A 23799-nucleotide genomic window follows, 5' to 3' on the forward strand; every position below is an offset into this window, starting at 1 on the left:
GCCAGATGACGCAGCAGGTTCGCCGGACACTCGGGAGGCTTCCCGTACTGGCGGGCGTGATCCTGCTGGCGGGGGCGCACGGGGCGCTCGCCTCCTCGGCGGCGACCGATCCGGCGACCGCCGAGACGCCGCTGCAGGGCGCCGCGCCGGCCCGGCAAACCCTGGGGAACACTTGCGTCTTCCCGGATCCGGTCGGCGAACGTCCGGTGCCGATGGCGGTCCAGGCCATCCTGCCGATGGTCGTCCCCACGGGAAAACCATTACAGGTCAAGGATTTCTCCCTGACGTTCACCCTCCCCGAGGGAACACTGGGCGGCCTCACGGAAGTGGCCGGTGCGGCGACGATCGAGCTCACGGCCACGCGCGAGGACAAGAAGAGCCAGGTCCCGGTCGCCCTCGAGATCCCGGCGACCAAGGTCCCCGCCACCGGTGAGCTGAAGCTGGTCGCGAAGGGCAAGGTGCCCGACATCGTGGTCACCCTCCCCGGCGAACTCCGCCTCACCACGGGCACTCCGTCCCTGGCGCTGACCGCCGTCCCGGCCGCAGAGCCGCCGGTGAAGCCGGTCACCTGCACGCAGGCGCCGGATCAGGACACCGAACTGGGCAAGATCACGCTCCTGAAGATGGAGGCCGCGAAACCCGGCGACGCGAAACCCGGGAAGAAGCCCGCGGCCGAGGCGAAAGCACAGGACGCCGACGACGAACGTGAGCCGATCTTCGTGCAGCCTTTGCTGCCGTTCGAAACGCAGGGCCTCTCGACGGTGGCGAAACTGGGCGCGGTCGTCCGGTTGACGCCCTCGTTCATCTTCAACGCCTTCTGGCACGTGTACATGGAACCGCCACATCGCTTCACCGGCTCCACGATCATGCCGCCGAGCAAGGTGACGATCCTCGGCTTCGGTTTCGTGCCGATCAACGGAACGCTGGAACTCCTGCCGCCCGACTACAAGACGGGCAACAACGTCATCGACGTCGACGGCCAGCTCCACGGGGACACCACGACGACGGCCACCACCCGGCTCGAAGTGTTCGGGAAGTTCAAGGACGTGACCGTCAACGGCGTCGCCCTCGACGTCGGCTCGAACTGCATGACCAGTGAGCCGATCGTGCTGAACCTGCGCGGACCGAACTGGGACGTGAGCTACGGCGGCGTGCTGCGGACGGATCCGAACGACCCGGATCCCGCTTATCGGGGCTTCACCCTGCCCACGTTCTCCGGCTGCGGGGTCAAGGAGGACCTCGACTCCCTGCTGAGCGGAATGGGCTCGGGGCCGGGCAACCAGGCGTGCGTCGGGGTCAACCAGGTCGGCCTGCCCTGGGACGACGTCCGCAAATGCCCGAACGCGGAGCCGCCGGCGGCGCGCCGCTGACAGCGGGGCGCTACGGCCCGCTCGGCGTCCACTGTGGACTCTTGCGCGGCGCCGGAAGCACCTCCGGCAAAGGACAACCGGCGGGCGCGACACCGGCCCGCAGCGCGAGCTCCATCTCGAACCGTGCCCCCGGGTCGCGCAGGTGCTCGCCGAAGGTCGCCTGCAACTGCCGCATGCGGTACCGGACGGTCTGCGGATGCACCTGGAGGCGCTCGGCGATGTCGACGACGTTGCCCTGGCTGTCCAACCAGGCGCGAAGGGTTTCGAGCAGCCGTTCCCGCTGTTTCCCCGTCATTTCCACGAGCGGAGCGAACAGACGGTCGCGCAGCTGACAGGTCAGCGCGGCGTCGGCGTTCACGAGCAGGGTGGCGAGGTGTTCTTCGGCGCGGATCACCCGGCGGGCCTGGATGATGCCGCGTTCGGACAGATACAGGGCATCGCGCGCCCAGCGGAGGGAATCGGCGACGGAGTCCAGCGGACGGCACGGGCCGATCGAGAGCCGGTAGTCCGGCAGCGCGGCCTGCAAGGTGGCCAGGCGGGCGACGGAGATCTCGCCGGGGACGAGCACACGCGGCTCGGCGCAGTCGAGTTCGGCGAGCACGTCCGAATCCACGGCGTTGTGCCGCCGGGGTCTGACGGTTTCGCCGATCGGATGCAGCACCACCGGCGTCGCGCGCTCGGGCACCGTCCAGCCGGTCAGCTGCGCGAGTTCCGCGATCGCCTTCGACGGCGCGGGCGGGGTTTCCAGCACCAGGTGGAGCAGTTTGCGGCGCCAGGTGTCCAGCGCCCCCGCCGTGCGCGCCTTCGCTTCGAGGTACCCGTCCAGCGCGACGGACGCGAGTTCGTCCATGAACGCGAGCATCGCGTCGGCCAGTTGCGACATCACCGCGGACGAGAGACCGCTGCGGCGGCCGACCCGCATGATGCGCCGCCACGAGACCCTGGCACCGACGCGGTACGCCGACTGGAGGGTGTCGAGGCTGCGGCCTTCCCGCATCTCGTTCTGCCCGAGCCGGTGGTGGACCTCGTGCGACTGCTCCTTGGAAACGGTGGGATCCGCGATCTGGGCGACGAACAACGTGATCGCGTACTCGACGCCCGCGCGGATCGACTTCCCGTACGGCCCGTCGAGCGGGCGCGCGTACGCGGGGATGGTCGCCCGGATCTCGTCGACGATCTCGTTGGCGAGACTGCCCAGTTCCGGTCGCAAAATGTCGGCGAGTTTGCGGGGAAGTGCCGCAGGGGGCTGCGCAGCGTGTTCGATTCCGCGCTCCACCGACATCGCAGCTCCTTTGCTCCGCCCAGCGTCCCGACATCCCACGATCGTCGTGGGGTGACAACGAACACATCGCGATGTCGCTCGTAAATGTGTCACCTATCGCAGAAGAAACCGATTTCTTGTCACCATCGTGACAAAATCACGGGTCATCCCTGAATTTTGATGACAAGTGCCCGGCAAACGCCTCGCGCGGTACGTACGAACGGCCGATGAATACGGAGCGTCACTGTTTTCCGGTGAGCAATTCCCCGAGTACTTCGAGCACGGGCTCCAGCACCCGGACCTCGGTACCGGCGCATTCGGTGATCCCCGCGCCGACGACCTCGAAGCCGCTCAGCCCGCGAAGCATCGCTACCAGACGCTCGATCGTCAAGCCGCCGGGCTCCGGATAGTTCAGCCCGTCGAACTCCGCCGGGTCGAGCACGTCGAGGTCGAGGTGGACGTAGACCTTCTCCGCGCCGGCCAGCCCGGCGGCGACGTCGGCCCTCTCGACGACGAGCCCGCGTTCGACCGCGGCCCGCTCGGCGTCGTCGAAGGCCCTCGTCCCGGCGAGAACGACGCGGCCGGGTTCGATGGGCGGGTTCGCGGCGAACTCCGGATCGCCCTCGCCGAGCAGCGACCGCAGCACCATGCCGTGGAACGCGCCCGACGGCGACGTCTCCGCGGTGTTGAGGTCGGAGTGCGCGTCGAACCAGGCGACGCCGAGCCCCGGCCCGAAGCGGTAGCGCGCGACCCCGATCGGGATCAGCTCGACGCCGCAGTCCCCGCCGATGGTGAGCACCGGCCCGCCCGGCGCTTCGAGGGCGGCGAGCTGCGCGGCGCGATTCGCACCGGTGAGCACCGCGCGGTTGGCGATGCCGTCGACCGCGGGCGACGTCTCCCGGGTCTGCCGGATGTGGTGCACCGGCACGCCTAGCACGTGACCCGCCAGCTCGGCGAGCGCGACGCAGCCTTCGGGCAACTCCGGCGCGCGCTCGGTCAGAGCGCCCTGGAACTGGGGTACGGCGTTGATCAGCACCGGTCCACGTTAGCGGCGGCCGCAAGTCCGAGGAGAGCGGACGGCCGGGGCTTGGGCGGATCGAGGCGCCGCGTTGCGAAAGCCACTTTCGCAACGTTGAAGGTTGCGAAAGTGGCTTTCGCAACGTCAGCGGCGCCTCTTCGCAGGTACGCGAGGGCCCTCTTCCCCGGCCGAGCCGAGGGAAGAGGGCCCATAACGCGCTATACCCACGTCACTCCAGGACGAGCAGGAGGTCCCCGCCTTCCACCTGCTGGACGGCGTTGATCGCGCGCCGCGACACCTTGCCGCCGCTCGCCGCGGTGATCGACGCCTCCATCTTCATCGCCTCGATGGTCGCGACCGTCGCACCGGCCTCGACCTCGTCGCCCTCGGACACCTGCAGCGTGACCACACCCGCGAACGGCGCGGCGATCTGCTTCGGGTCGCTCTTGTCGGCCTTCTCCGTCGCCGGGATGTCCGACGCGATCGAGGTGTCGCGCACCTGGATCGGGCGCAGCTGGCCGTTGAGCGTGGACATCACCGTGCGCAGCCCGCGCTCGTCGGCCTCGCCGACGGCCTCCAGCTCGATCAGCAGCCGGACACCCTGTTCCAGGTCGACCGAGTACTCCTCGCCCGGCCGCAGGCCGTAGAAGAAGTCCTTGGACGGCAGGACGGAGGTGTCACCGTACTGCTCGCGGTGCGCCTCGAAGTCCTTCGTGGGCCCGGGGAACAGCAGCCGGTTCAGCGTCCGGCGCCGGTCCTCGGCCAGCCCCTTGCGGTCCTCTTCGGACAGTTCCTGCACCGGCTTCGGCCGTGCCCGGCCTTCGAGGGCCTTGGTGCGGAACGGCTCCGGCCAGCCGCCGGGCGGGTCGCCCAGTTCGCCGCGCAGGAAGCCGATCACCGAGTCGGGGATGTCGAACTTGTTCGGCTCGGCCTCGAAGTCGGACGGCGAGACGCCCGCGCCGACGAGGTGCAGGGCGAGGTCACCGACCACTTTGGACGAAGGCGTGACCTTGACCAGGTGCCCGAGGATCTTGTCCGCGGCCGCGTACATCGCCTCGATGTCCTCGAACCGCTCCCCGAGGCCGAGCGAAATCGCCTGGGTGCGCAGGTTCGACAGCTGACCGCCCGGGATCTCGTGGTGGTACACCCGCCCGGTCGGCGAGGAGAGCCCGGCCTCGAACGGCGCGTAGATCTTGCGCACGCTCTCCCAGTACGGCTCCAGGTCACCGATCGCCTGCAGGTCGAGCCCGGTCGGCCGGTCCGAGTGGTCGGTGGCCGCGACGAGCGCCGAAAGCGACGGCTGCGACGTCGTGCCCGCCATGGACGCGACGGCACCGTCGACGGCGTCCGCCCCGGCCTGGATCGCGGCGAGGTACGTCGCCAGCTGACCACCCGCGGTGTCGTGCGTGTGGATATGCACCGGTAGGTCGAACTCCTTGCGCAGCGCGGAAACCAGCCGCGCCGCCGCCGGCGCCCGCAGCAGGCCGGCCATGTCCTTGATGGCCAGGACGTGCGCCCCCGCGCCGACGATCTGCTCCGCCAGCTTGAGGTAGTAGTCCAGCGTGTACAGCTTCTCCGACGGGTCCGACAGATCCGAGGTGTAGCAGAGCGCGACCTCGGCGACGGCGGATCCGGTCTCGCGGACGGCCTCGATGGCCGGGCGCATCTGCTCGACGTCGTTGAGCGCGTCGAAGATCCGGAAGATGTCGATCCCGGTCGCCGTCGCCTCCTCGACGAAGGCGTTGGTCACCTCGGTGGGGTACGGCGTGTACCCGACGGTGTTGCGGCCGCGCAGCAGCATCTGCAGGCAGATGTTCGGCACCGCTTCCCGCAGCTTCGCCAGCCGCTCCCACGGGTCCTCCGCCAGGAACCGCAGCGCGACGTCGTAGGTCGCGCCGCCCCAGCATTCCAGCGAGAGCAGCTGCGGCGTGGTCCGCGCGACCACCGGCGCGACCGCGAGGAGGTCCTTCGTCCGCACCCGGGTGGCGAGCAGCGACTGGTGCGCGTCACGGAACGTGGTGTCGGTGACGCCGATGGTCGGCGACTCCCGCAGCCAGCGGGCGAAACCGTCCGGGCCGAGCTCGGTGAGCTTCTGCTTCGAGCCGGGCGCCGGCTCGAGCCCCTTGGGCAGCTTCGGCAGCTTGACCTGCGGGTCGAGGGTGCGCGGACGTTCGCCGTGCGGTTTGTTGACCGTCTTGTCGGCGAGGTAGGTCAGCAGCCTGGTCCCGCGGTCGGCCGAATGGCGCGCGGTGAGCAGATGCGGGCGCTCCTCGATGAACGACGTCGTGACGCGGCCTTCGCGGAAGTCCGGGTCGTCGAGGACGGCCTGCAGGAACGGGATGTTCGTGGCCACACCGCGGATCCGGAACTCGGCGACGGCGCGGCGGGCCCGGCCGACGGCGGTCTTGAAATCGCGGCCGCGGCAGCTGAGTTTCACCAGCAGCGAGTCGAAGTGCGCGCTGATCTCGGTGCCGGCGAACGCGGTCCCGCCGTCGAGGCGGATGCCGGAGCCACCGGGCGAGCGGTACGCGCTGATCATCCCGGTGTCCGGGCGGAAGCCGTTGGCGGGATCCTCGGTGGTGATGCGGCACTGCAGCGCGGCGCCGCGCAGGTACACCTTGTCCTGCGCCAGCCCCAGGTCGTCGAGCGTCTCGCCGGAGGCGATGCGCAGCTGCGACTGGACGAGGTCGACGTCGGTGACCTCCTCGGTCACCGTGTGCTCGACCTGGATACGCGGGTTCATCTCGATGAAGACGTGGTTGCCGTCGCGGTCGAGCAGGAACTCGACGGTGCCGGCGTTGCGGTAGCCGATCTGGCGGGCGAACTTCACCGCGTCGGAGCAGATCCGGTCGCGCAGTTCGGACGGCAGGTTCGGCGCGGGGGCCAGCTCGACGACCTTCTGGTGCCGCCGCTGGACCGAGCAGTCCCGTTCGTAGAGGTGGATCACGTTGCCCGCGCCGTCGGCGAGGATCTGGACCTCGATGTGGCGCGGCTCGACGACGGCCTTCTCGATGAACACCGTCGGGTCACCGAAGGCCGACTCGGCCTCGCGCGCGGCGGCCTCGATGGACTCGCGCAGCTGGGCGGGGTCCTGGACGCGGCGCATACCGCGCCCGCCACCGCCGGCGACGGCCTTCACGAAGACCGGGAAGCCGATCTCCTCGGCGGCGGCGATCAGCGCGTCGACGTCGGAGGACGGTTCGGAGGAACCCAGGACCGGTACGCCCGCGTCGCGCGCGGCCTTGACCGCGCGGGCCTTGTTGCCGGTCAGTTCGAGGATGTCCGCGCTCGGTCCGACGAAGGTGATGCCTTCGTCCTCGCACGCGCGCGCGAGGTCCGGGTTCTCGGAGAGGAAGCCGTAGCCGGGGTAAACGGCGTCTGCGCCCGCCTTCTTGGCGGCCGCCACGATTTCCTCGACCGACAGATAGGCCCGCACCGGGTGACCGGGTTCGCCGATCTCGTAGGCCTCGTCGGCCTTCAGCCGGTGGAGCGAATTGCGGTCTTCGTGCGGGAACACAGCCACCGTGCCCGCGCCGAGCTCGAATCCGGCGCGGAACGCGCGGATGGCGATCTCGCCCCGGTTGGCGACCAGTACCTTGCGGAACATGCCGGTCCTTCCCATCATCGGATCGGTAGGTGAGGCACGTTACCCGTTCGGTCCCGCAGGGCGGGAGTTGTCGTCCAGGTGATGGACATCATCCCTGGCTGAGTTGCGCTCCGGGACTCTGCAGCAACCTGTTCGCGGTGCCCTCGTGGACGCCGGTCAGCACGTCGGCGGCGGCGAGGTCCACGAGCGCCTTCGTGACGTCCGGCGCGGAGACCGCGGGATGCAGGGCCCGGTACAGCGCGGCCACCCCGGCGACGTGCGCGGCGGCCGACGACGTCCCGCTGAGCACCCGGCCGCCGTTGCCTCCGGCGTTGGGTCCCGGCACGTCAACGCCGGGGGCGAACAGGTCGACGACCTCGCCGTAGTTCGACGTCGAACCGACCTGATCGCTCGCGTCGGTCGAACCGACGGTAAGCGCTTCGGTGACCCGGCCGGGTGAGAACTTGCCCGCGTCGGTGGCCTCGCCGCCCGCCGGCAGGGCGATCGGGACGACCGCCGCGAGCGCGCGGACGGCGGCGTCGAGCTGGTCGTTGGCCGCGCCGCCGATACCGAGGACGGCGACGGCGGGCTGCTGTGCGTTCTGCGTCACCCAGTCGATCCCCGCGATGATCTTGTCCGTCGCGCCGCCACCCTGTGCGTCGATCACCCGGACCGGGACGATCCGCGCGCCCTTCGCGACACCGAAGGTCCTCGACGCGGCGACACCGGCCAGGTACGTGCCGTGACCATTGGTGTCGGTGGTGTCCGTGCCACCGTTGAGGAAGTCCTTACCGGGTTTCACCCGGCCGCCGAAGTCCGGATGCGCCGCGTCGACGCCGCTGTCGATCACGTAGACCGTGACGTCCTTCGCGTCGGTCTCGTAGTGGTAGAGCTGGTCGAGACCCGTTCGCTGGTCGATCCGGTCCAGCCCCCAGTTCGGCGGGTTCTGCTGGACTTCCGTCGCGGAGGCGGGCGGCGCCACCAGCACCAGGAGCGCCAGCGCGGCCATGACCCGTACCAGTCGAATGATCATGCCTTGGCTCTACGCCTGTGCCCCGGGGGCGGCAACCCCGGAGTGTCACCCGTTCGACTGGTCTTGCCCGATATGGCCGCTGACCGTCGATTTCGGGAAGCAGACCAGCGCGTCGAACGCCTCCACGACGTCGACCGGATTGAACAGATGCGCGTGCCGGATGCTCTGCGGTCCCTCGGTGCCGCGGCGCGTGCGGAGATCGACCAGACCGGGTCCTCCGGCTTCGACGCTGCCGTCCGCGGGTGCTTCGAGGTTTTGGCGGTACACGGTGAACCCGAGCCGCGCGGCCGGATCCGGCTTGAGCCCGGTGGTCTCGCCCTCGACGGCGGTGAGCGCCAGCGCGAAGTAGTCGTCGCCGAACTCGGCCGCCAGATGCGTGCCCGCCGACGGCGAGGTGAGCCCGGGGAACGGCGAGAACGGGACGCGCTGGAGGTGTCCGTTGTGGAGCATCACGACGATCTTCGTGTCGTCGCCGTGCAGCCGCCGGATCAGCCGGACGGTGTCGGCCATGTAGGCGTCGCGCGAACCGCTCTGCAGGGCGGGCGCGTCGCCGGACATCATCGCGGCGACCTCGGCGAGGTACGCGTCGACACGCAGCGCGCCTTCGACATGGTGCTCCGCGACGGCGGTGTCCCCGTAGACGGGACACAGCGAGGTGAGGTGCGTCTTGAGGCGGGTGAGCGCCGCGGTCGCCTTGTCCTTCGCGGGCGTGTCGAGGGCGGCGTACTTGGCGGGCGCCTCCGCGCTGCTGACCGACGCGTACCCCTTGGTCGCCTCGATCGCCGCGTCGACCAGGCCCGTGGCATCTTCGTCCACAGTGGACAGATAGGCGCGGACCGCGTCGAGCGACGGCACGGGCGAGCCCGCGGAACTCGGCACGTCGAGGCCGTAATAGCGGACGTCGCCCCGCGCGCGGAGCCACGTGAGCATTTCGTGAGCCTCGGGCGACTCGCCGAGCGAGAAGGTGAAGCCGTCGCGACCGATGTCGGCGACGTCGCCCGGGGCGCCCTTCAGCCAGTCTTCGACGAGCTCGCCCTCGGCGAAGCCGGATTCGAAGCCCACGATGCGGAAGCCGTGATGCTCGACGAGGTGCTGGAGCAAACGATTGCGGAAGTCGCCGAACTCGTGGATGTGGTGGTTGTTCTCGCCGAGGGCGACGATCTTCGCGTCCCCGATGAGTTCGGCGATCTTCGCTGGGTCTGACATACTGCCCACACTAACGCAACAGGAGTAGCAATTGGCAACCTCCGGTACCCAGCGGCCCGGCGGCCGGACCGAGCGCACCCGCCAGGCCGTCCTGCACGCCACCCTCGACCTGCTGGCCGAACGCGGGTTCGGCGAACTGACCGTGGACGCGGTCGCCGAACGGTCCGGGGTGCACAAGACCACGGTGTACCGGCGCTGGTCGTCGCCGGACGGCCTCGTCGCCGCCGCGCTGCAGATGGGCGCCGAGGACGACTGGACGGCGCCCGACACCGGTTCGCTCGAAGACGATCTGTACGAAGTGGCGGCGGAGGTCGTGCGGTACTTCACCGAGCCCGCGCTGAAGGAGCTGCCCACGGCTTCGGTGCTGGCGGCGTTCCAGTCACCGCCAGCGGCCGAAGCCCTGCACGACTTCTACGCCGACCGGCACGTGCGCATGGCGCCGATCGCGGAGCGGGCCGTCGCGCGGGGCGAGGCCCCCACCGGCACGGACGGCGACGAACTGGTGCGGGCGGTGTGCGGACCGATCTTCTACCGGCTTTTTCTGTCGCGGGAGAGCGTCACGGTGGCGGATGCGCGGTTCACGGCGCGAGCGGTGGCGGTCGCGGCGCGTGAGGGTGCTTTTGTGCGGTCGTGACCACGCATTTAGTCCTCTCGATGCGGGTTATCCGGGCGAAGTCCTGGTCGCCGTTCCGTGAAGGCCCCCTTGAGGGACCCAGGGTCCCTCGAAGTTCCCCTCACGGGGCGGAACTCTCAGTGACACCCGCCAGCACGTGAAGGCCCCCTTCCCTCGGCTCAGCCGAGGAAACTCGACCTTCACGCCTTGCCGAGTACGTGAAGGACCCCTTCCTTGTGTCAGGCGCAAGGAAGGGGTCCTTCATGCACTTATGGGCAGAGGGGTCTTGAGTCGTTCGAATCGGCCGTGCGGTTTGGTTCGGGCATGCCGAGGGGCCCGTCGCCGGTGTGGCGGGCGGGCTCCTCGGAGGTTCAGCGGTGGTGCAGGGTGTTGCGGCGGGGTTGTCGGAGCGGATCCCGGTACTGGGGCGGGATGAACTCCGGTAACCCGTCGGCCGCCATGCGGACTTGCCAGTCACCGTGATGAATCAGGCGGTGATGGAAACCGCATAGCAGCACGAGATTCCGGAGATCGGTGGGTCCGCCGTCTGCCCAATGGACGATGTGATGGGCGTGGCAGTTCTTGGGTTTCCGATGGCAGCCGGGGAAGGCGCAGCCGCCGTCGCGGATGTTCAACGCGCGTCGTTGCCCGGGGGTGACGAACCGTCGGAGGCGTCCCATGTCGAGTGGTTCGCCCGAGGTGCTCATGACGACCGGGAGCATGAGGCAGTCGCAGGCGGCGAGCCGGGCTTCGCGGGCGGTCATCGTCCCCACGAAGTCCAGACACGCGGTCCCGAGACCGGATTTGAGTTCCTCCAGCCCGATGGTGACATGAACAAGCGTGCGGTAGCCGCTGGTGCCCGGCTGATCCGGGCACGCGATCGCCAGATCCAGGAGGTCAACCCAGGCGTCGCCCATGCGTTCGCACTTCATCCGCAGGTCGGCTTGTCCGAACTCGTCCACCGGGCGTGGCTGGGCGTGCGCCTCCAGTGCGGCGGCGGTGCGGGCACCGGTCTCGTCGTCGAGCAGGCCGGTGAGTTTCCAGAACCCGTCCTTGCGGCGCTCCAGCGTGATTTCCCGGCGTGGTTCCTTCGGCTCGGGGTCTTTCGGTTCCTTGCCGTCGGGGTCCAGCCACCCCAGCAGGTTCGCCTCAGCCTCGACGAGTTGGTGAGGACCGGCGTTAGGGGCGAGATCGGCGAGGATCTTCTCCGCGGTGGCGCGATCCTCAGCCGTGGTGTCGGCAGGAAGGTTCTTCAAGATCTCCAGGATCTGATCGATCCGCTCATCCCCGACCAACCCCTGAGCGGCGACCGCGGCCGTCGCCGGAGCGACCGGCGGAACCTCCGTGCCATCCAAAGCCCGAGTCGGGTTCAGGGCGAGCGCACGGTTCACCACCGCCCGCGCCTCACCCACCGACAACCCCGCCATGTCCGCGAACCACTTATCCGTACGGCCATACCCGTACAAGTCTTTGGGGCCCCGATTCTCGATCTCCGCCAAAAACTGCCCCAACCCGGCAGTGGCCATCCGAATCACCCGCAAAGACTGCTGCACACCATGCGCAAGCTCCAGCTTGCCAGCGCGCCACAACTCCTGCGGCAACTCAGGGAGAAAGGTCTCGGACACCCCTCCATAATACCGCAAAACAATCGAACACGCGTTCGTAATTTTAAGCAACAAGGGAAAGTGCAAACCAACACTGAAGGGTGATCGAGCCCGAAAGGTCCGCTACCCCTCGAAGCCTCCGGACACCGAGGACCCATCGCGGGATTGAGGACAGTTTTACCGTCAGCGCCAACGACCTTCCCGGCCACACTGGTCACTCCGCACCAAGAGAGGGGACAGTCATGTCCGCGGTTCCCTCTGGGTCAGGTGGTCCTCAACGTCAGGGTGATCGAGCTCGAAAGGGTCGCTACACCCCCGAAGCCTCCGGACACCGAGGACCCACCGCGGGCTTGAGGACAGTTTTACCGTCAGCGCCAACGACCTTCCCGGCCAGACTGGTCACTCCGCACCGAGAGAGGGGACAGTCATGACCGAGGAAGTCCGGAACCGGCCGGTGGAGATGCCGGGCAGGCTCAAGCTCGTCCGCGGTTTCCTTTGGGTGCAGGCGGTCCTCAACGTCCTCGCGAGCGCGCTCGTGACCGCCCTCGCGATCAACGAGCTCGAGCACGGCAACGAGGAAGCGGGGCTCGCCTTGGCACTGGCGATCCTCGGTTTCGTGGTCGCCGTCGTGCTGATCGCTTGCGCGACAAGGATTTCCCGCGGTTCGCCGTGGTTGCGGCCGACCATCGTCGCGGTGGAGGGGCTGGTCGTGGTCATGGGGCTGGTCAGCCTGGTCAACGGCGGGGCGATCACGCAGCTGATCGGGATGGGCATCGCCGTCGGCGTCATCGTCGTCCTCAACAAACCCGAGGAAAGCGCCTGGTTCAAGCGCTGACGAGGTCGATCCGGTAGCGCACTTCGGACAGCGGGACGTCCTCGCCGGGCATGGTGTCGGTCTTGGTCGCTCCGTCCGGCACCCAGCCCCCGGCCGCGTAGAAACGCTGGGCGCGCTTGTTGGTGTCGAGCACCCAGAGCGTCGCCTCGCGGTGCCCCGATTCCCGCAGCGCGGCCACGGCGGTGTCGAGCAGCAGCCTGCCCCGCCCGGTGCCCCAGCGCTCCGGGTCGAGGTAGATCGCGCGCAGTTCGCCGCGGATCCGGTCGACGGCGGTGAAACCGAGGAGCGATCCGTCTTCGACCAGGACCAGGATGTCGCCCTGGTTGGCGGGATCGGCGAGGGTCCGCTGCCAGCGGGCGGCCCGGCCCTCGACGGAGAGATCACGGAGGTAGAGCTCGGGCAGCAGGCCCTGGTACGCCGACTGCCACGACCGCACGTTCACCTCGGCGATCGGCCAGGCGTCCTCGACGGTCGCGGGGCGGATCATGGCGCTTTCCATGCCGCGAAACCGGTCACGACGGCCAGCGACAGGACCGCTCCCAGCGCGATCCCCCAGCCGGCGCCGGTCACGCTCGAACTGCTCGGCATCGCGTAGAACAGCGTGCACACCATGACGATGCCGCCTCCGGCCACGCCGCAGAGGAACGCGGTTCCGAACGCCGCCGGCCTGAGCAGCACCCCGAGCGCCGTCCCGGCCAGGAGCAGCGCCGAGACCACGAGGTAGACCGTTCCTTCGTCGGCGCGGCTCGACGAGTAGCCGAACAGCTCGACGGCCTCCGTCACCAGCCCGGCCGCGCAACCGGCCCCGGCCACGAGGGCGGCGACGCCGAGCGCGTCCCGCGGTTTCCCCAGCCCGAGCCGGAAACTCCGGTCACGTCGCACCGCGAGCAGCGCGCAGACGGCTCCCGCGAGCAGAAAGCCGCCGGTGAGGACGAGAAGCACCGAACCGAACGGGATCACCGCGAGCAGCGCCAGTCCGCACAGCGCCCCCGGGCCCGCGATCCGGCGCGTGCCCGGCAGGAGCATCGCGATCCCCGCCGCGGTCGCGAAGACCGCGAGCGGCAAGACCGTCCAGCCGCCGTCTTCGAAGAAATCCTCCAAGCTGCTGCCGCGCAGGAACGCGATGGCAACGAGGTACACCGCGGCGGTGATCGCGAGCAGTCCCGCGGCGATGGCGAACGGGTCGGGCTTCGGCACCGGCGTCGCGGCTGCGACCGGCAGGGGTTCAGGGGCCGTTTCGGGCTCCGGTCGCGGCGCCGGTTCCGCGACGACCCGGCCCTCGATCCGCACCATCGCCTCGCCGGTCGGCCCGGTCACGGTGACCCGCGCCTCGAACGCCCCGAGTTCTTCCTGCTCCAGCACGATCTCGGCCTCGTCGCCGTCTTCGGTCACCCGCAGCCAGGAATGCGAGGACGCGAACCGGCACGCCCGCGCGATCGGCGGTCCCGCCAGCCGGATGCGCGCCGCCGGGCGCGATCCCCGGACGACCTCACCGAAGCGGACCACCTCGGATTCGGCCCGCACCCGTGCTTCCCGCCGCGCGAGGTCGGCGGCCTCGGCGATATGCCGGATGTCGGTCTGCGCCATCGTGGTGAGGACCTCGTGCGCGCCGATGGCGACGGAGAGGTTCTCGCTCGCCAGCCGCCGCTGGAGTTCCGTCACCGCGCCGAGGCGGGTGAACATGTTGGGATCCTCGCTCGCCGCGCGCAGATCGGCCGGGACCGGCGACGGTTTGATCCGGCGGCGCCTGCTCCTGGCCAGGTACAGCTCGCCCTGCATCTCGATGTCGCGGCTGGGGGTCTGGTTCGGGTTCCGCTCCCGGACGCTGTCGAACAGGTAGTCGTACAGCTCGCCGAGCGCGATCCAGCCGTCCTCGTCGCGGTCCGCGTCGCCGGTGCGGAGGCCGTCGACCAGTGCCGAGGTGAACACCGACGGGCGGACGTGGTCGTCGGCGAGCTGGTCACCCTCGAAGGCGTACTCGATGGAGTTCGACGCGGTGATCACCGCACGGCCGCGGCCGCCGAAACCGCCGGCCGGGAACGCGTCGAGCACGTTGGCCTCGCCGGTGGCGCGCACGGCGACCCCTTGGCTGAAGGCACCGCCGTAGCAGCAATCCAGCAGGAGGACGATGCTCCGCGACCGGCTCATCCGCAGGCAGCGCTGGACGAAATCGGCGGGGACGGCGGTCGACGCGAGCCGTTCCGGTCGGGTGTTGCGGGCGGCGAAGAACAGCTCACCCGACTCGCTTTTCAAGCCGTGGCAAGAGAAATGCACCAGCAGGACGTCGTCCGGCGCGCTGTCGGCGAACAGGTCCTCGACCCGGCCCGCGATCACGTGGGCTGTCTCGTCGCGCACCACCTGGACGTCGAAGTCGCTGATGGCGCGATCGCCGAGGACTTCGGCGAGCGCTTCCGCGTCGGCGGCCGGGGACCGCAGCGCGCTCAGCCCGGGGTTGTCGTACTCCCCGTTGGCGATGATCAAGGCACGCCGCTCGCCGGTCATGGCGACGAATGCCTGCTCACGAAGAGATCGACGAGCTTGTCCTGATCGGTGAGCGTCGCTTCGGACAGCTCCAGCACGTCGCCGTCGATCTCCAGCCGTACCGTTCGCTTCACCCGTCCGCCACGCGAAAGCCACTCACGCACGGCCGCGACGACCGAACGCAGTCCCTGCGCGGACTGCCCCAGCGTGACCAGCAGCCCGCCCACCGTCGCGACGTCGAACCCCCGCGAACCGGGCGGTGCCGGACCGGCAGGCAACGTCTTCACGTCGGCGAGCCCGCGCTCGATCAGTGCCCCTCGAAGGTATCCGGCGAGCTGGTCGACCCGTTCCGCGTCGGCCCCGTCCTCACCGAGCTGCACTCGCACCGCTGACGTCATCGCCGGCCTCCCTCGCCCGTACCGAAGAGGAAAGCCCCTTGGCCCGTCCGGCGGCAAGGTCCGATCGGGCAGAGCTGTTCACGTCAGCTTTTTTCCAGGTACTCCACGCGATCTTCGTCGACGACGTCGGCGATCATGTGCGCCAGCCCCAAATAATTACCCAAGGCCGGGTCCTTTTCGACGATTTCCAACGCACGGGCCCTGGCCTCGGCGATGACGTCCTCGTCGCGCAGCAGCGACAGCAGTTTCAGGGTCGACTTCTTCCCCGACTGCGCGGCGCCGAGGATGTCGCCCTCGCGGCGCAGTTCCAGGTCCATTCTGGACAGTTCGAACCCGTCCGTCGTGGACTCGACGGCGGCCAGCCGCTCGCGGGTGGTGGTCCCGTCCAGGGTTTCGGTGACCAGCAGGCAGAGCCCCGGCACGCTGCCCCGGCCGACCCGTCCGCGCAGCTGGTGCAGCTGGCTGATGCCGAACCGGTCGGCGTCCATGATCACCATCGCGGTCGCGTTCGGCACGTTGACGCCGACCTCGATCACGGTGGTGGCGACGAGCACGTCCAGGTCTCCCCTGGAGAACGCCTGCATCACGGCGTCCTTGTCGTCGGGGGGCATCCGGCCGTGCAGGACCCCGATCTTCAGGCCCTTCAACGGTCCTTCGGCCAGCTCTGGCGCCACGTCGAGCACCGCGAGCGCGGGCCGCTTGTCGCCCTTGTCCGATGCCGGTTCGTCGCCGATGCGCGGGCAGACGATATACGCCTGGTGGCCCTTGCCGCATTCCTCGCGGACCCGCTGCCATGCCCTGTCCAGCCAGGCGGGCCGCTCCGCGACCGGCACCACCGAGGTCTTGATCGGCGACCGGCCGACCGGCATCTCGCGCAGCGCGGAGATCTCCAGATCGCCGTAGACGGTCATCGCGACCGTGCGCGGGATGGGCGTCGCCGTCATGACGAGCACGTGCGGGCTGGTCTCGTCGGAGCCGCGGGAGCGCAGCGCGTCCCGCTGCTCCACCCCGAAGCGGTGCTGCTCGTCGACCACGACCAGGCCGAGATCCGCGAAGGACACCGTGTCCTGGATGAGCGCGTGCGTGCCGACGACGATCCCGGCCTCACCGCTGACCGTCTCCAGCAACGCCTTCTTGCGTTCCTTGGCGCCCATCGAACCGGTCAGCAAGGTCACACGCGTCGCGTTCTCCGCGCCGCCGAGCTCACCCGCCTGCCCGAGGTCGCCGAGCATCTCGCGCAGCGACCTGGCGTGCTGCGCGGCGAGGACCTCCGTCGGCGCGAGCATCGCCGCCTGCCGTCCGGAATCGACGACCTGCAGCATGGCGCGCAGCGCGACCACCGTCTTGCCGGAACCGACCTCGCCCTGCAGCAGCCGGTTCATCGGATGCTCGGTGGACAGATCCCCGGCGATCTCCTCGCCGATCTCCTGCTGGCCCGCCGTCAGCGCGAACGGGAGCCGCTTGTCGAAGGCCTCGAGGATGCCGCCGTCGGTGTGCGGACAGGCTTTCGCCGGCCGCGAGACCAGAGAATGCCTGCGCTGCGCGAAAATCAGCTGCACGGCCATGGCTTCGTCCCATTTGAGCCTGTCCCGCGCGGAGTTCAATGCCTGCCAGCTCGACGGGCGGTGGATGCCGCGCAGCGCGCTCTCCAGGCTGGGCAGGCCGTACCGGGCGAGCAGCTCGATCGGCATCGGGTCCTCGTCGACCTCCAGCACGTCCAGCACCTGCCGGACGGCCTTGGCGATCACCCAGGTCGGGATCCCCTGCGCCGCCGGGTACACCGGGATGATCTCGGCGAGGAAGTCGTCCATCGCCTCGGCCTGGCGCTCGGCGTCGAACAGTTCGTACTCGGGGTTCGCCAGCTGCAGGACGTCGCGGAAGGCGGTGACCTTGCCCGCGAAGAGGCCGTTCTTGCCGGGCACGAGTTCCTTCTCGCGCCAGGCCTGGTTGAAGAAGGTGCACTGCAGGCGGCGTTTGCCGTCGGTGATCACCATTTCGAGCAGGGTGCCGCTGCGCGCCTTCATCCGGCGCTTGTTGACCCGCTCGATCCGCGCCATCACGGTGGCGTGCTCGCCGAGTTCGAGCCCGGCGATGTCGGTGAGCTGGCCGCGCTCGGCGTAGCGGCGGGGGTAGTGGCGCAGGAGGTCGCTGACCGTCTCGATCTTGAGGCCCTTGGCGAGGGCCTTCGCCGTCGCCGCGCCCACGACCAGCTTGAGGTCCGCGCGCAGGTTGGTCATGCGGTCACTCCACCCCCATCAGCAGCACGGCGCCGGTCTGGCCGCCCGCGTAACTCGTCACTTCGACCTCGGGATGCTCCAGGCGCAGCTGATCGGCCAGCTCACCGGGCAACCGGACCGGGGCGTCCAGCCCGGTCAGCACCGTGACCAGCTCGCCGCCGAGGGCCAGCATCCGGTTCAGCACGCCGACCGCCGCCGCGACCAGGCTCGTCTCCGAGGCGGGCGCGGGCTCGATCAGCACCACCTCGCCGTCGACGAGGCCGACGACGTCTCCGGCCTGCGCCCGGCCCACCCAGGTTAGCGACTCCTCCTGCGCGATCCTCAATTCGCCACGCCTGGTGGCGGCGGCCGCTTCGGCCATCGCGACCACGTCGTCGTTGGTGCGGCGGTCCTGGTCGTGGACGGCCAGTGCGGCGAGCACCTGGACGGGTGAAACGCACGGGATGACGACGACGTCGCGGTCCGCGGCCATCGCGTGCCCCGCGGCCGCGTCGGCCGCCGCGGTCAGCTCCTGACCGCCGGGAAGGACGGTGACGTGATGGCCGGCGGCCTCGTTGATCAGGCCCAGCATCTCCTCGACCGTCGGCTCGACCCCGTGCGGGACCGAAAGCACCGCGACCCCCTCCGCACGGAGGAGTTCGGCCAGCGGCCCGCCGTGGACCACGGCGACCACCGAACGGTCGATACCGCCGCCGACCTCGACCGGGGTGGGCGTGATCAGCGGCTCGACCCGGACCCGGCGGGGGCGGCCGAGCTCGATGCCGGCCTCCAGCGCCGCGCCGATGTCCGCGCAGTGGACGTGGACGGCGTACGCGCCGGCGCCGTCCCCGGCGACCGTGACGCTGTCGCCGAGGCCGCTGAGGGTCTTGCGAAGCCCGGGAAGACTGGTTTCGTCGACGTCGTCGAGCAGATACATGACCTCCCAGGCCGTCGGCGCCTCGATCGGGTGATGGTGATGCGCCTCGAGCGGGTGGTCCGGCTCGGTGAGGCCGCCGGAGATCACGCCGTACAGGGCGTCGAGGACCGCGACGAGGCCGCGGGCGCCCGCGTCGACCACGCCGGCCACCGCCAGGACGGGCAGCTGCTTCGGGGTCTCTTCGAGGGCTTCGGCGGCGATGCCCGCCGCGGCGGCGGCCACCTCTTCGAGTGGCCCTGTCGCGTCGCGGACGGCCGCGGCGACGGTGTGGAGCACGGTCAGGATGGTCCCGGCCACCGGACGGCTGACCGCGCCCGTGGCGGCCCTGTCCGCGCACCCGAGCGCCTCCGCGAGCCCGGGCCCGTCGAGCTCCCTCGCGGCCGCCGTCTCGGCGATCCCGCGCACGACCTGCGACATGATCACGCCCGAGTTGCCCTTGGCCGCGGCGACCGCGCCCTTGGCGAACGCCGACAGCGCCTCGGCGGCCGTCGCGGGTTCGGCCTCGGCCAGCGCGTCGCGGGCCGCGGTCATGGTGAACAGCAGGTTGGAGCCGGTGTCGGAGTCGGCGACCGGGTAGACGTTGATGCCGTCGATCGCCGGCCGCAGCACCGACAGGCTGTGCACACAGGCCGCCGACCAGGCCGACACCGCCGCCACGTCCAGCACCCGCACCCCGTAACCTCCTAGCTGTTCCAGCGAGGGTATCGACCCGGTGCCGGAGGGCTCTGAGCCACTGGTTACTATGGTCGAGTTGCCCAGCATGCTGGGCGCGTCATTCTTTGTCCCAGATCCAGAGGAGTTCGACGTGGCTGCCGTGTGCGACGTCTGTGGCAAGGGACCGGGCTTTGGCAAGTCGGTCTCGCACTCCCACCGGCGTACCAACCGCCGGTGGAACCCGAACATCCAGACCGTTCACGCCAAGATCGGTCTGTCCCAGCGCAAGCGCCTGAACGCCTGCACCTCGTGCATCAAGGCGGGCAAGGTCGTTCGCGGCTGAGCCGGGTTTTTGGGGAATGGCGGGTGCTCTCCGGAGCGCCCGCCATTTTTTTGTGCTCCGGGGCGCGCGTTCATGAAGGTTTTGGGACGTCGAGTGTCCCGATTCCCTCATCAACGCCCCCTTCATGCCCCGCCGCGCCCGGCCCTGGGGCACGTTGCGAAAGCCACTTTCGCAACGTTGAGGGTTGCGAAAGTGGCTTTCGCAACGTGGGCCTCGGCCGCGCTGTCCGTGAAGGCCTCCTTCCCTACCCTCAAGGTAGTGAAGGAGGCCTTCACGGACTTTCGCCATCGCCCCAGGAGCCCCATCGGTCTCTGCTGTCACGCAAGCGCGTGAAGGCCCCCTTCCCTCGGCTGAGCCGAGGGAAGGGGGCCTTCACGCGCAACAGCGGGTTTACGGGAGCTTCCAGTCCACGGGACCGGCGCCCTGATCGGCCAGCAGCTGGTTCGCCCGGCTGAAGGGCCGCGAGCCGAAGAAGCCGGCGTGCGCCGAAAGCGGGCTCGGGTGCGCGGACTCGATGCACGGCACCTTCCCCAGCATCGGCTTCAGGTTCCGCGCGTTGCGGCCCCACAGGATCGCCACCATCGGCTCGTCCCGGGCGGCGAGGGCCTTGATGGCCTGCTCGGTGACCGCTTCCCAGCCCTTGCCCTGGTGCGAGTTCGACTTCCCGGGCTGCACCGTCAGCGACCTGTTGAGCAGCAGGACCCCTTGATCGGCCCACGGCGTCAGATCCCCGTTCGACGGCAGCGGGTGCCCGAGGTCCTCGCAGTACTCCTTGTAGATGTTGATCAGGCTCTTCGGGATCGGCCGGACGTCCGGCGCCACCGAGAAGCTCAGCCCGACGGCGTGCCCGGGCGTCGGGTACGGGTCCTGGCCGACGATCAGCACCCGCACGTCGTGGAACGGCTGCTGGAACGCCCGCAGCACGTGTTCACCCGCCGGGAGATAGGTCCGGCCGGCGGCGATCTCCGCGCGGAGGAACTCCCCCATCGCGGCGACCTGCGGCGCCACCGGTTCGAGGGCCTGCGCCCAGCCTGCTTCGACGATGTCCTGCAGCGGTCGTGCGGTCACGGCGTGCGAGCTTACTCACGTCCGTCGAGCCGCCGGAGTTCGACCCGGAACCGTGCCGCCCGCTCGACATAGCCGTCGACGACCAGCTTGATCATGTCCGGCCCGAACGACGTGTTCGGCCGCGTCTTCGCCGGGACGCCGAGCGCGATATGCCCACTGTCCACATAGGACCCGTAGGAGAGGACCGCGCCCGCGCCGACCATCCCGCCGTCCTCGACGACGGTTCCGTTCAGCACCACCGATCCCGACGCGATCAGGCAGCCCTCGCCGATCCGCGCGCCTTCGATGTGCACCGAATGCCCGACGGCGGAGGACTTCCCGATGATCGTCGGCTCCTTGCGGGTGCAGTGCAGGACGCAGCCGTCCTGGACGTTGGACCGCTCGCCGATCTCGATGAATCCGTGGTCGCCGCGCAGTACGGTCTGCGGCCACACCGACGCGAACGCCGCGATCCGGACGTCGCCGATCACCGTCGCGTCGGGGTGGACGTAGGCGTCCGGGTGGATCGACGGTTCGAGGTCGCCCAGTGCGTAGATCGGCATGCGTTCTCCTAGACCAGCGGCTTGCCGTAGCAGATGCTTTCCGGCTCGTCCTTGTAGTACCCGAAGCCCGGAATCTCCCGGTAACCGGCCGATTCGTACAGCGCGATGGCTTCCGGCTGCTTGTCGCCGGTTTCGAGCACCATGCGCAGCCGTCCGGCCTCGGCGGCCGTCCGCTCCAGGTCGGCGAGGATCGCCCTCGCCAACCCGCGACCTCGCGCCGAAGCCATCACGAACATGCGCTTGATCTCGGCATCGCCCGGCAGCAGGGGTTCCGGCCCGTCGTGCGCCCGCCAGGCGCCGCACGCGACCGGGACGTCGTCGAGGTAGGCGGCCATGAACAGCCCCTTCGGCGGGGCGAACTGCGCCGCGTCCATCGGGGTCTCGTCTTCGCTGCCGTACCGGGCGGCCAGCTCGAGCTGTGCTTCTGCCAGCAGCTTCACCGCGTCGGGGTGGTCGTAGGCCAGCACACGAAGGTCCATGAGCGCGACATTAGCGACCGGCCTCGTCACGGGGAAACGGGATTGGCCCAAGTGGATGCGGCGTGTTCGGCACTGTCGCCGGAACCGTGGCACGCCTTAGGTTCTGCCCATGTCGAGCGAAACGCCCCTGCGTCAGGCACGCAATTCCGCCGCGTTCTGGGCCGCGACCGGCCGGTCCCGCGGGCACGAGGTGATCCGCCGTCGCGGCTTTCTCGCCGTCGCCGGCGGGCGCGCGGGGTTGCGCGTCCTGATCCAGGAGCCCGGTCTCACCGCCGGTGAGCTGGCGGAAATCACCGAGCTCGCCGCACGGGCGACGGGACCGGTGGAGGCCGAGGATCCCTTCAGTGTCACCGATCTGAGCCATCTCGGAGACATGCGCAGCTGGCGGATGCCCGTCATGCTGCGCCCACCCTCCCCGGTCGCCGAACCCGCGATGGAAGTGATCCGGGTACGCGAGGAGGCCGACCTGCGGGCCGCCGAACGCGTGGTGGTCGAAGCCTTCGAACTCACGCGTTTCCAGCCGGGTGAGATGTTCCCCACGGCCCTGCTCGGCCGGCCGGGCGTCGAGGTGTTCGTCGCGCGGCTCGACGGCGAGGTCGCCGGGGCGTGCGTCACCGTCGTCGACGACGGCTTCGGCAGCCACTACTGGGTCGGCACGACGGACGCCTTCCGCTCGCGTGGCGTGGGACGAGCCGTGATGCTCGGCTCGCTCGCCCCACTGGCGGGGCTGCCGGTCACCCTCACCGCGTCCCGGCTGGGCAGGCCGCTGTACGAATCGCTCGGCTTCACCGCCGGCGCGGAATCGACCTGGTGGGCCTCACGCTCCTAGCGCCAGTGCTGCCAGCCGCTGTCGTGCCCGTACCGCTTCCCGTCCACCGTCACCCCCGAATCCGGCATGGTGACGACGCCGATCTCGGTCCAGCCCTCCGGCAGGTCGGCGAAGGCGGGGAAGGTGGCCGCGAATGCGTGGTCCTCGCCGCCGGTGAGCACCCATTTCAGCGGGTCGGCGCCGAGCGCGGTGCCGACCTCGGTCAGCCTGCTCGACACGTCGAGGTCCGCCGTCCGCACGTCGATCCCGACGCCGGAGGCCTCGGCGATGTGGCCGAGATCGGACAGGAGCCCGTCGGACACGTCGATCATCGACGTCGCGCCGCCGTCGGCCGCGCGGATCCCCGCCTCGTAGTCCGGCTCGGGACAGCGCTGCGCGTTGACCACACTGACCGGTGAGCGGAAACCACGCCCGAGCACGGCGAGCCCGGCGGCCGCCCAGCCGAGCCGCCCGCAGACCGCGACGACGTCGCCGGGACGCGCGCCGGACCGGGTCACCGGTTCCCGGCCACCGAGGTCGCCGAGGGCGGTGACACTGATCACGATCTGGTCGGCGCGCACCATGTCGCCGCCGACGATCCCGATCCCCGCGCGGTCGGCTTCGAGCCACATGCCCTGGGTGAGTTCGGTGACGAGTGACGTCGGCGTGTCCGAGGGGCACGCGAATCCCATGAGGACGGACGTCGGGCGCGCGCCCATGGCGGCGATGTCGGTGAGATTCACCGCGACCGCCTTGCGCCCCACCTGCTCGGCGCTGGACCAGTCGAGCCGGAAATGGACGCCCTGCACGAGGATGTCGGTGGAGGCCACCGTCCGCCCGTCCGGGGTGGCCACGACGGCCGCGTCGTCCCCCGGTCCGAGCAGTGTCGTCTCCGGCTGTTTCCGGCCGGCGGTCACCGCCTCGATCAACCGGAATTCACCGGTCCCGGCGACCGTGCCGTCGTTCGGTGACACCCGTCACCTCCACTTTCCCTTGTCCGGACAAATAGCGATCACCGATAGTCGGAAGCCCTAGGTTTTTCCCGGGGCTGGCGATACGTTGCTACAACGTTCCTACCTTGAGCCGACTTTTACGAAGGGGCGCGCCGTGGTCCACGCATACATCCTCATCCAGACCGAGGTCGGCAAAGCGGCCGCGGTCGCCGCGGAGATCTCCACCATCTCCGGTGTCACCAGTTCGGAGGATGTCACCGGCCCGTACGACGTCATCGTCAAGGCCGCGGCCGACACCGTCGACCAGCTGGGTCAGCTCGTGGTCGCCAAGGTGCAGAACGTGGAGGGCATCACGCGGACGCTGACCTGCCCGGTCGTGCACTTGTGACAAGTG

General features: G+C 69.7%; 21 protein-coding genes. 6 read left to right on the plus strand and 15 right to left on the minus strand.

Features of this window, described 5'->3' with window-relative positions; translation table 11 throughout:
• The first annotated feature begins 5 nt into the window (after positions 1 to 5).
• Positions 6 to 1370 (plus strand): DUF6801 domain-containing protein, encoded by a 1365-nt coding sequence (locus tag ACZ3HL_RS11460; protein ID WP_465413770.1) that lies wholly within the window; start codon positions 6 to 8, stop codon positions 1368 to 1370.
• A 10-nt stretch (positions 1371 to 1380) separates the two neighbouring features.
• Here ACZ3HL_RS11460 and ACZ3HL_RS11465 read toward each other — a convergent pair whose 3' ends face one another.
• The 5 genes from ACZ3HL_RS11465 to ACZ3HL_RS11485 form a co-directional block, all read right to left on the minus strand.
• Positions 1381 to 2652 carry a PucR family transcriptional regulator gene (locus ACZ3HL_RS11465; RefSeq protein WP_465530429.1) on the minus strand — a complete coding sequence of 424 codons (1272 nt, stop codon included), beginning with the start codon at positions 2650 to 2652 and terminating at the stop codon, positions 1381 to 1383.
• A gap of 220 nt (positions 2653 to 2872) precedes the next feature.
• Positions 2873 to 3667, minus strand: a complete 795-nt coding sequence (locus ACZ3HL_RS11470) for an arginase family protein (RefSeq protein ID WP_465413774.1) — start codon at positions 3665 to 3667, stop codon at positions 2873 to 2875.
• A gap of 211 nt (positions 3668 to 3878) precedes the next feature.
• Positions 3879 to 7256 (minus strand): pyruvate carboxylase, encoded by a 3378-nt coding sequence (locus tag ACZ3HL_RS11475; protein ID WP_465530431.1) that lies wholly within the window; start codon positions 7254 to 7256, stop codon positions 3879 to 3881.
• Between the two features lie 88 nt (positions 7257 to 7344).
• The gene (locus ACZ3HL_RS11480) at positions 7345 to 8268 is read right to left on the minus strand and encodes a S8 family peptidase (protein ID WP_465413778.1); all 924 of its coding nucleotides are present in this window, start codon (positions 8266 to 8268) and stop codon (positions 7345 to 7347) included.
• A 45-nt stretch (positions 8269 to 8313) separates the two neighbouring features.
• Complete coding sequence (locus tag ACZ3HL_RS11485; RefSeq protein WP_465530433.1) at positions 8314 to 9474, minus strand: erythromycin esterase family protein; 1161 nt, start codon at positions 9472 to 9474, stop codon at positions 8314 to 8316.
• 31 nt (positions 9475 to 9505) lie between these two features.
• On the opposite strand from ACZ3HL_RS11485, the gene ACZ3HL_RS11490 reads away from it, so the two are divergent.
• Positions 9506 to 10108 carry a TetR/AcrR family transcriptional regulator gene (locus ACZ3HL_RS11490; RefSeq protein WP_465530435.1) on the plus strand — a complete coding sequence of 201 codons (603 nt, stop codon included), beginning with the start codon at positions 9506 to 9508 and terminating at the stop codon, positions 10106 to 10108.
• 350 nt (positions 10109 to 10458) lie between these two features.
• On the opposite strand, the gene ACZ3HL_RS11495 is transcribed toward ACZ3HL_RS11490, so the two are convergent.
• Positions 10459 to 11712, minus strand: coding sequence for an HNH endonuclease signature motif containing protein (locus ACZ3HL_RS11495; protein ID WP_465531045.1), 1254 nt, complete (start codon positions 11710 to 11712; stop codon positions 10459 to 10461).
• A gap of 406 nt (positions 11713 to 12118) precedes the next feature.
• Here ACZ3HL_RS11495 and ACZ3HL_RS11500 point away from each other — a divergent pair, with 406 nt between their 5' ends.
• A complete protein-coding gene (locus ACZ3HL_RS11500; protein WP_465530437.1) occupies positions 12119 to 12526 on the plus strand; it encodes a hypothetical protein in 408 nt (135 codons plus the stop codon).
• Here ACZ3HL_RS11500 and ACZ3HL_RS11505 read toward each other — a convergent pair.
• The 5 genes from ACZ3HL_RS11505 to ACZ3HL_RS11525 form a co-directional block, all read right to left on the minus strand.
• Complete coding sequence (locus ACZ3HL_RS11505) at positions 12516 to 13013, minus strand: GNAT family N-acetyltransferase (RefSeq protein WP_465530438.1); 498 nt, start codon at positions 13011 to 13013, stop codon at positions 12516 to 12518. The genes ACZ3HL_RS11500 and ACZ3HL_RS11505 overlap by 11 nt on opposite strands.
• Entirely contained in the window at positions 13010 to 15028 is a 2019-nt protein-coding gene (locus ACZ3HL_RS11510) for a caspase, EACC1-associated type (RefSeq protein ID WP_465530440.1), read from the minus strand. The genes ACZ3HL_RS11505 and ACZ3HL_RS11510 overlap by 4 nt, the downstream gene beginning before the upstream one ends.
• Positions 15025 to 15405 (minus strand): hypothetical protein, encoded by a 381-nt coding sequence (locus tag ACZ3HL_RS11515; RefSeq protein WP_465413792.1) that lies wholly within the window; start codon positions 15403 to 15405, stop codon positions 15025 to 15027. Before ACZ3HL_RS11515 ends, ACZ3HL_RS11510 begins: the two co-directional genes overlap by 4 nt.
• 83 nt (positions 15406 to 15488) lie before the next feature.
• Positions 15489 to 17642, minus strand: coding sequence for an ATP-dependent DNA helicase RecG (gene recG / locus ACZ3HL_RS11520; protein WP_465413794.1), 2154 nt, complete (start codon positions 17640 to 17642; stop codon positions 15489 to 15491).
• Between the two features lie 4 nt (positions 17643 to 17646).
• Positions 17647 to 19230, minus strand: a complete 1584-nt coding sequence (locus tag ACZ3HL_RS11525) for a DAK2 domain-containing protein (protein ID WP_465530442.1) — start codon at positions 19228 to 19230, stop codon at positions 17647 to 17649.
• 133 nt (positions 19231 to 19363) lie between these two features.
• On the opposite strand from ACZ3HL_RS11525, the gene rpmB reads away from it, so the two are divergent.
• Positions 19364 to 19555 (plus strand): 50S ribosomal protein L28, encoded by a 192-nt coding sequence (rpmB, locus tag ACZ3HL_RS11530; RefSeq protein ID WP_007031450.1) that lies wholly within the window; start codon positions 19364 to 19366, stop codon positions 19553 to 19555.
• 390 nt (positions 19556 to 19945) lie between these two features.
• On the opposite strand, the gene ACZ3HL_RS11535 is transcribed toward rpmB, so the two are convergent.
• Genes ACZ3HL_RS11535 through ACZ3HL_RS11545 form a run of 3 tightly spaced genes read right to left on the minus strand, consistent with a single transcriptional unit; the run spans position 19946 to position 21644 of the window.
• Positions 19946 to 20623, minus strand: coding sequence for a uracil-DNA glycosylase (locus ACZ3HL_RS11535; protein ID WP_016336425.1), 678 nt, complete (start codon positions 20621 to 20623; stop codon positions 19946 to 19948).
• A gap of 11 nt (positions 20624 to 20634) precedes the next feature.
• Positions 20635 to 21165 (minus strand): gamma carbonic anhydrase family protein, encoded by a 531-nt coding sequence (locus ACZ3HL_RS11540; RefSeq protein ID WP_465413798.1) that lies wholly within the window; start codon positions 21163 to 21165, stop codon positions 20635 to 20637.
• Between the two features lie 8 nt (positions 21166 to 21173).
• Positions 21174 to 21644 (minus strand): GNAT family N-acetyltransferase, encoded by a 471-nt coding sequence (locus ACZ3HL_RS11545; protein ID WP_465413800.1) that lies wholly within the window; start codon positions 21642 to 21644, stop codon positions 21174 to 21176.
• Positions 21645 to 21753: 109 nt separating this feature from the next.
• Between ACZ3HL_RS11545 and ACZ3HL_RS11550 the strand changes: the two genes are divergently transcribed.
• On the plus strand, positions 21754 to 22473 hold the full coding sequence (locus ACZ3HL_RS11550; RefSeq protein WP_465530444.1) for a GNAT family N-acetyltransferase: 720 nt from the start codon (positions 21754 to 21756) through the stop codon (positions 22471 to 22473).
• Here the strand turns inward: ACZ3HL_RS11550 and ACZ3HL_RS11555 are convergent.
• On the minus strand, positions 22470 to 23426 hold the full coding sequence (locus tag ACZ3HL_RS11555) for a thiamine-phosphate kinase (protein ID WP_465530446.1): 957 nt from the start codon (positions 23424 to 23426) through the stop codon (positions 22470 to 22472). The two genes, ACZ3HL_RS11550 and ACZ3HL_RS11555, sit on opposite strands and share 4 nt — an antisense overlap.
• A gap of 133 nt (positions 23427 to 23559) precedes the next feature.
• Here ACZ3HL_RS11555 and ACZ3HL_RS11560 point away from each other — a divergent pair, with 133 nt between their 5' ends.
• Positions 23560 to 23793 (plus strand): Lrp/AsnC ligand binding domain-containing protein, encoded by a 234-nt coding sequence (locus ACZ3HL_RS11560; protein ID WP_005160289.1) that lies wholly within the window; start codon positions 23560 to 23562, stop codon positions 23791 to 23793.
• The last annotated feature ends 6 nt before the right edge of the window (positions 23794 to 23799 follow it).

The sequence above is a fragment of the Amycolatopsis sp. NPDC000009 genome (assembly GCF_055563465.1).